Here is a 9,002-nt window from a genome sequence, read left to right as displayed (position 1 = left end):
ACCGGTTCCGACCGCTCGATCACCCTGGTCAACACCACCTCGCAGGTGCTGTGGGCGGTCGTCACCAACTCGCCGGCCTACCCGGCCGGCCGCAAGCTCCAGCCCGGCCAGAGCACCTCACTGACCGTCGGCAACTCCTGGGGCGGCCGGATCTGGGGCCGCACCGGCTGCGCCACCGATGCCAGCGGCAGCTGCCTGACCGGTGACTGCACCACCCACTGCGGCGGCCCGACCACCCCGACCACCCTGGGCGAATTCACCTTCAACTCCTTCGACGACCTCGATTTCTACGACGTCAGCATGGTCGACGGCTCGAACCTGCCGATGTACATCAACATCTCGCACACCGTCACCACCGACCCGATCACCTCGTCCGGCTGCTACCAGGGCACCTGCACCAGCCCGGTCGACTGCCCCACCGCCATGCAGGCCAAGAACGGCGCCGACGTCATCGGCTGCAAGCCGCCCTGCGCGGCCTTCGGCGGCGACACGTACTGCTGCCGCGGCGCCTGGGCGGGCCGGGCGAACTGTGTGCCGTCCAAGTGGCCGGTGGACTACACCCAGGTGTTCAAGAAGGCCGAGCCGTACGCGTATTCGTACGCCTTCGACGACGCGGCGACGATGTCGTGCAAGGGCGAGTGCTACTACCGGATCACCTTCGGGACGACCTAGGACGTGTCTGACAAATCCCGCCTGCCCCGCGACGCCTGGCACGCGCGCTCGCTGCGTTGTCGGGGTCGTCCGAGTAGCCCACTACGAGGACACCCCTCCGCCTTGCGATCGCACGCACCAGACGCCGCGGGGCCCCGCCCTGCGGGCGGACGGCGCTATTTGTCAGACACGGCCTAGGACGTGCCGTTCGGGCTCGTCAGCGGTCGGCCACCAGGCCGGTCGCCGGGCTGTAGGACAGCTGTCCCTGGTAGACGACCGGCCCGCAGCCGTGGCCGTTGGGCTCGAACCTGTGCAGGGTGGCCGTGGCGCGCTCGTCCACCGAAGGGCGGTCGGCTCCCCGGGCGGTGGCGGTGAGACGCACCGGTATCGTCCCGGCGCCCACCGGGTCCGGCAGCGTCACCGACACGAAGGCCGCGTTGTCGCTGTCCTCCGTCGCGGCACGAGTCGCGCATGTCGAGCCCGCGCACAAGCGGTAGACCGTCCCCGGAACGATCTCGATCCGGACCGAGACCTCCGATGCCGCGCCGATGTCCGTGCAGGCCCGACCCCCGCTGCCCGCCCCGCATCCCACGACCGCGATGAGCGCCGCCAGCGCCCCCGCCCCCGCCCACAGCGTCGTTTTCATGCCGCTGGGACGCGCCGGGGGCGGGGGCGGTTCCGGGGGCCGGCCGAGGCGGTGCGGGCGGGCGCCCGGCCGTTCGGGCGAGCCGCGCAGCCGCGGTGCGTACAGCCGGGTGAGAGGCGTCATCACGGTGGGGTAAGCCCGCTTGCCGCCGGCGCACCGCGGACGTGTGCTGGACTCATCGGCGGTCCGCGGGCAACCGACAGGACGCGCATCCCCTCTTCCAGGCTGCCCGGGGACCGGCGCCGCGGGGCCTTCGAGCCCCGCTCCGCCGTCGGTACGACGCAACCGTGCGGGACGTACGCCACCGGGGCCGGAGCCGACGTACAGGAGGGAGCCAGGACCCGGTGCAGACCTCCCGCGGAACCGTCCGGTCCCCCGAACAGGCTCCCGCCCGCGTGTACGGGCTGCGCCCCGAAGCGCAGAGCACGGCGGCGCTGTTCTCCGCCCTGCTCGCCATGGGCGCCTACTGCGTGGCCCTGGCCGCCGCGGGCACCTACCCGTTCGGTCCGCGTTCGCGGGCCGTCAACGACCTGGGCAACCAATTCGTCCCGCTGCACGAGCACCTGTGGGACCTGGTCCACGGCCGGGCCACCGGCGACCTGCTGTTCAACTGGAGCAGCGGCTACGGCGTCCCCTTCCTCGCCGACTTCTTCACCTATCTGGCGAACCCCTTCTCGTGGCTGGTGGCGGCCTTCCCGCGCGCCGCGGTCCAGGCACCGGTCTTCCTCGTCACCTTGCTGAGCATCGGCCTGGGCACCGCCTTGATGACCGTCTTCCTCGGCCGGCTGCACCCCGGCTCGCCGTGGCTGCGCGCACTGCTCGCCGTCGGCTACGGCGTCAGCGCGTGGACGGTCTCCGACGGCTTCGCCGACCCCATGTGGATGTGGGGCCTGGTGTCGCTGCCGCTGCTCGGCATCGCCTTCGACCGGTGCCTGCGCGGGCGCCGCTGGGTCCCCGGCGCCCTGCTGGTCGCCGCCTGCTGGGCGGGCAACTTCTACACCGCGGCCATGGCCACCATCGGGATGGGTCTGGTCCTGCTGCTGCGGCTGGCGCTCGACGAACGGCCGGTACGCGAGCGGGCGCGCGTCCTGCTGCGCGCCGTGTCGATGACCGTGACCGGCGTGCTGTTGGCCGCGCCCGTGCTCACCGTCACCTTCGAGGCCAGCAGGGCGTCCCAGCCCCCGCTGCCGATCAGCTACGGCGGCCGGCCGCCCACCCGGGACTACCTGGCGCACCTGCTGCCCGGCGGCCCCTTCCCGATCGCGCCGCGGATCTCGGTCGGCGTGCTGCCGCTGCTGCTCGTGCTCACCTTCCCCTTCATGCGGCGGGTGCCCGGCAAGGAGCGGACCGGCTGGCTCGCCCTGCTGCTGCTCGTGGCGGTGTCCTACATCTGGCGGCCGACGATCCTGCTGTGGCACGGCCTGGCCATCCCCAACGGCAGCCCCTACCGGGCCGCCGTGGTACTGACCGCGCTGCTGGTGTCGGTCGCCTGGCTGGCGCTGGCCCGCCGCCCCAGCCAGCGCGAACTGCTGTGCGGCGGGGGTCTGCTGGGGGCGCTCCTGCTGACCGTCATCGGCAGCCGCTACCTCTCGGGCGGCGACTGGGTGCTGACCGTGGCCGACAGCGCCCTGGTGCTCGGGCTGCTGCTGCTCTACCGCCGCCGGGACGACCGGCGGGTGCGGATCGCGATCTTCGGTGTGCTGAGCTGCTCGGTCTTCCTCGCCACCACCTGCACCGTCCTCGCCGTCACCAACCGCCGGGACCAGTCGGTCTGGTGGCAGCCGAAACGGACCGTCGACAGCCAGTCGCAGGCCGCGCACCGGGCGATCGACGCCCGCGACACCTGGCCGGCCACCCGGACCGACCCCGGCCCGCATGCCTTCGCCGACAACGACCCGCTGCTGCTGGGCGGTGAGGGCGGCTCCTACTACAGCAGCTATGTGCCCGCCGAGAGCGCGGCCGCGCTGCGCGGGCTCGGCGCCGGCTGGTACATGCGGGGCCGCCATCTCCTCAGCTTCGATGACCCGGTGGGCCGGGCGATCATGGGCGTGAGCAGCTACCTGGGCCCTTCGCGCCGCGTCAGGGGCGCGGCCGTGCAGCACTTGGCGGTCGCACCGCCCGTGGTCACCGTCCGGCCGGGCGCGGACTTCGACGGCGCCGCCCGCGACAGCTCGGTGTTCGCCACGCAGGAGCGGGTGCTGGGCGCCCGGGTCTACGCCGTGCCCGCCGTCGTCCGTACGGCCGGCCCCGCGCCCGCCCGCACCCCGGACGGGAGGTGGCGGGTGCCGGCCGCCGCACCGGGCGCCGCGCCCACCACCTTCGGCGCGACCTGTCAGCCGGGCGACCTCGGCTTCGTCTACCTGCCCTGGTTCGCCGGCACGATCCGGGCCAACGGCGTCACTTACCGGCCCAGCGGTGCCTTCCCGGCCACCGACAACGGGATTCTGCCGGTCGGGGCCGTACCCGCCGGCGGCAGACTGACGCTGGCCCTGTCCGGCGGCATTGCCCAGGACATCCCGCGCTTCCCCGTCGGATGCCTCGACCGGGGCGCGCTCAGCCGGGCGGTCGCCCGGCTCCAGGCCACCGGACCGGCCACGGTCACGGCCGGCGGCCACACGATCGACGCCACCTTCCGGGCCGGCGCCGGCGCCGCCGCCAACGGAGCCACGAGCACCGGGAGCACCGGAAGTACCGGAAGCACCGGAACTCCTGGCGCCGTCCGCACCGCCGTCCTCGCCGTTCCGGCGGTGAAGGGCTGGGCCTGCTCGGTGGACGGCGCGGCGGCCAAGCCGCCCCGCACGCTCGGCGGCCTGATGGCCGTCGGCATCGGCGGCGGCGCGTCCCGGATCGCCTGCTCGTTCCGCACCCCGGGTCTGCGGGCCGGGCTGCTGGCCGGCGGCGCCGCCCTGGCCGTCCTGCTCGCCGTCACCTTCGCCGACCTCGTCCGCCACCGCGCCTCGCGCGCCGCCCCCCGGGGGGAATCCCGATGATGAAACTCTCGGTCGTCGTCCCCTGCTTCAACGAGGAAGCAGTCGTCGAGCGGTTCGACGCCACCACCCGCGCCGTGCTCGGCAACCTGCCGGTCGAGTACGAGATCTGCTACGTGGACGACGGCAGTACCGACGCCACGCTCGCCCGGCTCCGGCTGCTCGCCGAACGCCACCCGAACGCCACCCGCTACATCTCCTTCAGCCGCAACTTCGGCAAGGAGGCCGGCATGCTCGCCGGACTGCGCGAGGCCACCGGCGAAGCCGTGATCATCATGGACGCCGACCTCCAGCACCCGCCGGAGCTGATCGGGCGGATGCTCGACCTCTACGAACTCGGCCACGACCAGGTGATCGCCCGGCGGGGCCGCGACGGCGACAAGCCGCTGCGCTCGGCCCTCAGCCGTGCCTACTACGGCGCGGTCAACAAATGGGTGGACGTCGAACTCGCCGACGGCGTCGGCGACTTCCGGCTGCTGTCCCGGCCGGTGGTCGACGCCCTGCTGGCGCTGCCCGAGTACAACCGCTTCTCCAAGGGCCTGTTCTCCTGGATCGGCTTCGACACCGTCACCTTCGACTACCGCAACGCCGCCCGCGAGGCCGGCCAGACCAAGTGGCGGTTCGGCACGCTGCTGAACTACGGCATGGACGGCCTGGTCTCCTTCAACAACCGCCCGCTGCGCATCGCGATCTGGCTCGGGATCACGCTGGCCGCACTCGCCGCGTGCTACGCGGTGTGGATCACCGTGGACGCGATGTCCAACGGCGTCACGCTGCCCGGTTACGTCACCCTGGTCGCGATCGTCGTCGGCCTGGGCGGGGTCCAGATGGTCATGCTCGGGTTGATCGGCGAGTACATCGGCCGGATCTACTACGAGACCAAGAAACGCCCGCACTTCCTGGTCAAGGAGCGCTCCGGGGTGCCCGGCCCCCCGCAGGACGCGCGGATCCGGGCGGTGCGCGAGGGCAAGGCGATCTGATGCGCGGCCGGCGCGGCCCTCTGCCGGGTCGCCGCGGCCCGGCGGCGGACGGCCGCGACCCGGGGTCGGGTCTCCGCAAGCGGGAACTCCTGGGCCAGATCCTCCGGTTCGGCCTGGTGGGCGCGGTCAACACCGTCACCTTCTACGGGATCTACCGGCTGCTGCTGCCGTGGATGCCGTACTTCGCGGCCTACACCGTCGCCTTCCTGCTGAGCATGGTGGGCTCGTTCTTCATGAACACCTACTTCACCTACCGCACCCGGCCGAGCTGGCAGAAGTTCGCGCTCTTCCCGCTCACCAACATCACCAACTACGCGGTGCAGAGCGCCGGGCTGTTCGCGCTGGTGAACTGGGCCGGGATGAGCGAGGAGTTCGCGCCGCTGGCGGCGGCCGTGCTCGCCGTCCCGTTCACCTATCTGCTGTCGCGGCGGATCCTCGTCCCGGCGGGTGCGGGTGCGGGTGCGGGTACGGATGCGGGTGGGGAGGCCGGCGCCGGTACGGCCGCGGGTGGCGGCCGGTCCGGCGGCGCCGCTACGGCCGCCAGCCCACCCGGTGTTCCGCCAGATGCGCCAGCACCGCGTGATTGGCCTCCCACCCGTCGGGGAACTTGACCGTCACCCCCAGCTGGACCGGCTCCGACGACGGGTGCTCGTCGAGGAGTTCGGCGACGCCCGCCCGGCACACCACGATGCACGCGTGCCGGTGCCGGGAGGCAAGCACGCACAGCCGCCCGGTCTCCAGGTGGAAGGCGGTCGCGTCCGGCCGCCCCGACAGCGGGTGCAGGACCACGGTCACGTCGAACTCCCGCCCCTGGAGCCGGTTCGCGGTGTCCACCGTGACACCGGCCACTCCCAGCGCCGCCAACGCGCCCCGGACGGCGGCTGCCTGGTCCCGGTGGGCGGTGCCGACCGCGATCCGGTCGGCGGTCAGCGGCGCGGGATCGGGGTCGGGCGCGCTGTAGGTGAGGCCGCCGCGGTCCAGCAGCCGCCGTACCACCGCCGCCACCGCCCGGACGGCCTCCGGGTCGGTGCGCGGGGTGTGCCGTGCGGGCAGCTCCAGCAGCCCCCAGCCGGATGCCGCGGCCTCGTCCAGCACCCGGTCCGGCCCGCCGCCGTCGCCGTTGACGCCGAATGCCAGCCGCCGCTCGCCGGGGCCGGTGCCGCTGCGGAACGGCGTGTACGGGTAGAAGGCCCGTGACACCAGCGGCGCGGCGGTGGCCGGCAGCCGCCAGGAGACCGGGAGGCGGTGCTGCGGCAGGCCCGGGTTGTGGGCGAGCAGCGTGACCACCGCGCTGGCCGAGGGGTCGTAGCTCAGCCCGGCCCACTGGTCGGCGGCCACCACGCTGAACGGGTCCAACTGCCCCGGGTCGCCGACGAACAGTGCCCGGTCGAACAGCCCCGCCACCTGGAGCAGCGCGTCCGACCGCATCTGGTACGCCTCGTCCACGATCGCGTACCGCCAGGGCTCGGTGTCCTTGACGTAGGCCCACTTGGCGGCGGTCGCGATCACCACCGCGCAGGCCCGCAGGTCCGCCACCGAGCTGGACTTGACGAGGGCCGGATGCCGGTCCAGCGCCGGGTCGGGGGGAGAGTCGGCCCCGTGCAGCCGGCCGACGGTCAGCTCCGGATCGGCGACGGCCAGCCGGTCGGCGAGGTCGTCGACCTGGGCGTTGGTCTGGGCGACGATCATCAACGACTCACCGACGGCGGCGAGTTCGCGGGCCGCGCGCACCACCAGGGTGGACTTGCCCGCGCCGGGAGGCGAGTCCACCACGACCCCGCGGGCGCTGCCGTGCAGGGTGCTGTCCAGGATCGCCGCGGTGGCGGCGGCAGCCTCGGCGGCCGGATCGAACACGGCGGCGGAAGGCTTCCGCATGCCGACGGCCGCCGGGGCGAGCAGCCCGGCGGATCCCGGCGTCCCGGCGGGGGCCGGGCCGTCCGTCACGGGCGTCACAGGTAGTCCTCCGCGGTCACGGGGTCGGGGGCGTCGGCGGGTCGCGGGGCTCGCGGTCCGCCGGGAGCCGGGGCCGGGTCGGAGGCCGGGTCGTGCGCCTTGTCGTGCGCCCGGCCGGGGGCGTCGGCGGCTCGCGGTCCGCCGGGAGCCGGGGTGGGAGCCGGGGTGGGGGCCGGAGGACCGGCGGAACCGCCGTGCTGCGGCGGCGCCGTGAGGTCGCCCGACGCCTTGGCCGCGCCCGGCGGACCCCCGTGGGTCCACGGCGTCGCCTCCGGGTCGGGCAGGGCCGGGCCGCTGCGGGCGTCGTGCTCGAAGAAGGTGAAGCAGACCCGGTCGCCCACCTCCGGCAGCGACCCCTCCTTCGGGGTGCGGGCGCTGCCCATCCCTCCGGTGAGGCGGACGGTGACCAGCCACTCCCCGCGGCCCTCCGGGACGCCCGCGGCGCCGACCAGCTCCGCGCCCTGCGCCGACTTCGCCCCGGCCACCGCCCGGTACGCCTTCGCGCCCGGCTCGGCCTGCGGCACATCCTCGGTGGCGACTGTCACCAGCGGCCTGGGCATGGGTCGCTTGCCCTCGGAGTACGCCATCTCGACGGCGACGACCTGCCCGGCGAATGCCTCCCCGGCCAGCCGGCGCGCTGCCATCGCCAGCGGGTCGTCCAGCGCCTCCTGGGCGGACAGCCGGGCCTGCGCGGTCTCACGCCCGGCGAGCTTCTGGGCGGCGGTGATCGCGTCGTCCCGCTTGGGCTGCGGCGGCTCCCCGGCGCGGACCCGGTCCCGGTGACCGGTGAAGGACCACCGGTCCCGCTTCCACCGCTCCGCCACATGCGCCGCCTCCGGCAGCGCCCGCAGCAGATCCAGGCCCCGCCATACGTCGTCCCAGGTGGGCCGCAACTGGGAGGCGACCAGCTTCCGCACCCGTGCTTCCGCCATCGCCAGAGCCGCGGCACCACCCGCAGCCCCACCCGCGGCGCCGGCCGCCGCGCGGGCCTCGTCGTAGCGGGCCATGGCCGGCGCCAGCACCCGGTTGTCGAACACCGGGTCGGTCGCCGGTCCGGCCGGGGGGCTGAACAGCAGTCCGTCCGGGCCGCGCCCGGTCTGCGCCCGGCCGGCCGCCGCGGCGCCGTCCAGCCCCGGCGGCGGATCGATCCAGCCCAGCAGCGCGCCCAGGTGCTGGTCCTCCATCGCGCTCTGCCCGGTGGCCCAGTGCCGGGTGAGCAGGTCCGTCATCGCGACCAGCAGCGCGCTGCCCGGGGTGCGGGCGCGCTCGGCGTAGTGGGTGAGCCACCGGCCCAGCAGCGGGACCGGCACCGGCACCGGGTGCGGCGCCTCGGCGTCCTCGACGGTCCGCAGGAAGCGGGTGGAGCGGCCCACCAGCCGGACGAACTCCAGCGCGGCGCTGTTGGGCACGACGATCTGCAGCGCGTCGGCGCACACCTCGGTCTCTTCGCGATTGCGGGTGGCGGGCTCGACCTCCACCTCGTCCCCGCAGGCGTCCAGCAGCGGCAGCAGCACCCCGGCGAGCCCCGCGAAGAAGCCGAACCGCAACTCCCGGTCCAGCGGCTGCGGTACGACCAGCAAGGTCGGCGCCTCCCGCTCCGTACCGATCAGCGCGCCCAGCGGCGCCCCCGACTCACCGGCCGTGGTCAGCGGTACCAGCACCAGTGGCCGGTCGGCGACATGGCGGTGCCGTACGGTCGCGGCGGCCACCGCGCGCCCGCCCGCGACGGCCTCGGCCCGGGCCAGCGTCCCCATCACCGACACCCCGCACCTCCGCTGGCGGCAC

General features: G+C 74.4%; 6 protein-coding genes and 1 pseudogene. 4 read left to right on the top strand and 3 right to left on the bottom strand.

Annotated elements, in window-relative coordinates:
- The coding region (locus GA0115240_RS18195; RefSeq protein ID WP_093737730.1) for a thaumatin family protein at positions 1-672 on the top strand (672 nt) is incomplete at its 5' end.
- Between the two features lie 196 nt (positions 673-868).
- On the opposite strand, the gene GA0115240_RS18190 is transcribed toward GA0115240_RS18195, so the two are convergent.
- On the bottom strand, positions 869-1,420 hold the full coding sequence (locus GA0115240_RS18190) for a hypothetical protein (protein WP_141708879.1): 552 nt from the start codon (positions 1,418-1,420) through the stop codon (positions 869-871).
- 221 nt (positions 1,421-1,641) lie between these two features.
- Here GA0115240_RS18190 and GA0115240_RS18185 point away from each other — a divergent pair, with 221 nt between their 5' ends.
- Genes GA0115240_RS18185 through GA0115240_RS39280 form a run of 3 tightly spaced genes read left to right on the top strand, consistent with a single transcriptional unit; the run spans position 1,642 to position 5,875 of the window.
- Positions 1,642-4,287, top strand: coding sequence for a YfhO family protein (locus GA0115240_RS18185; protein WP_093737728.1), 2,646 nt, complete (start codon positions 1,642-1,644; stop codon positions 4,285-4,287).
- The gene (locus GA0115240_RS18180) at positions 4,287-5,264 is read left to right on the top strand and encodes a glycosyltransferase family 2 protein (protein WP_093737727.1); all 978 of its coding nucleotides are present in this window, start codon (positions 4,287-4,289) and stop codon (positions 5,262-5,264) included. Before GA0115240_RS18185 ends, GA0115240_RS18180 begins: the two co-directional genes overlap by 1 nt.
- The gene (locus GA0115240_RS39280; RefSeq protein ID WP_093737726.1) at positions 5,264-5,875 is read left to right on the top strand and encodes a GtrA family protein; all 612 of its coding nucleotides are present in this window, start codon (positions 5,264-5,266) and stop codon (positions 5,873-5,875) included. The genes GA0115240_RS18180 and GA0115240_RS39280 overlap by 1 nt, the downstream gene beginning before the upstream one ends.
- On the opposite strand, the gene GA0115240_RS18170 is transcribed toward GA0115240_RS39280, so the two are convergent.
- Complete coding sequence (locus tag GA0115240_RS18170; RefSeq protein ID WP_093737731.1) at positions 5,796-7,139, bottom strand: AAA family ATPase; 1,344 nt, start codon at positions 7,137-7,139, stop codon at positions 5,796-5,798. The two genes, GA0115240_RS39280 and GA0115240_RS18170, sit on opposite strands and share 80 nt — an antisense overlap.
- A gap of 302 nt (positions 7,140-7,441) precedes the next feature.
- Positions 7,442-8,980: pseudogene (locus GA0115240_RS18165) on the bottom strand (hypothetical protein); the annotation flags it as partial.
- Positions 8,981-9,002: the final 22 nt, after the last annotated feature.

This window comes from Streptomyces sp. DvalAA-14, from assembly GCF_900091855.1.
GTDB lineage: Bacteria > Actinomycetota > Actinomycetes > Streptomycetales > Streptomycetaceae > Actinacidiphila.
Note: the sequence above shows the minus strand (reverse complement) of the source record. Positions and strands in the feature narration are given on the sequence as shown.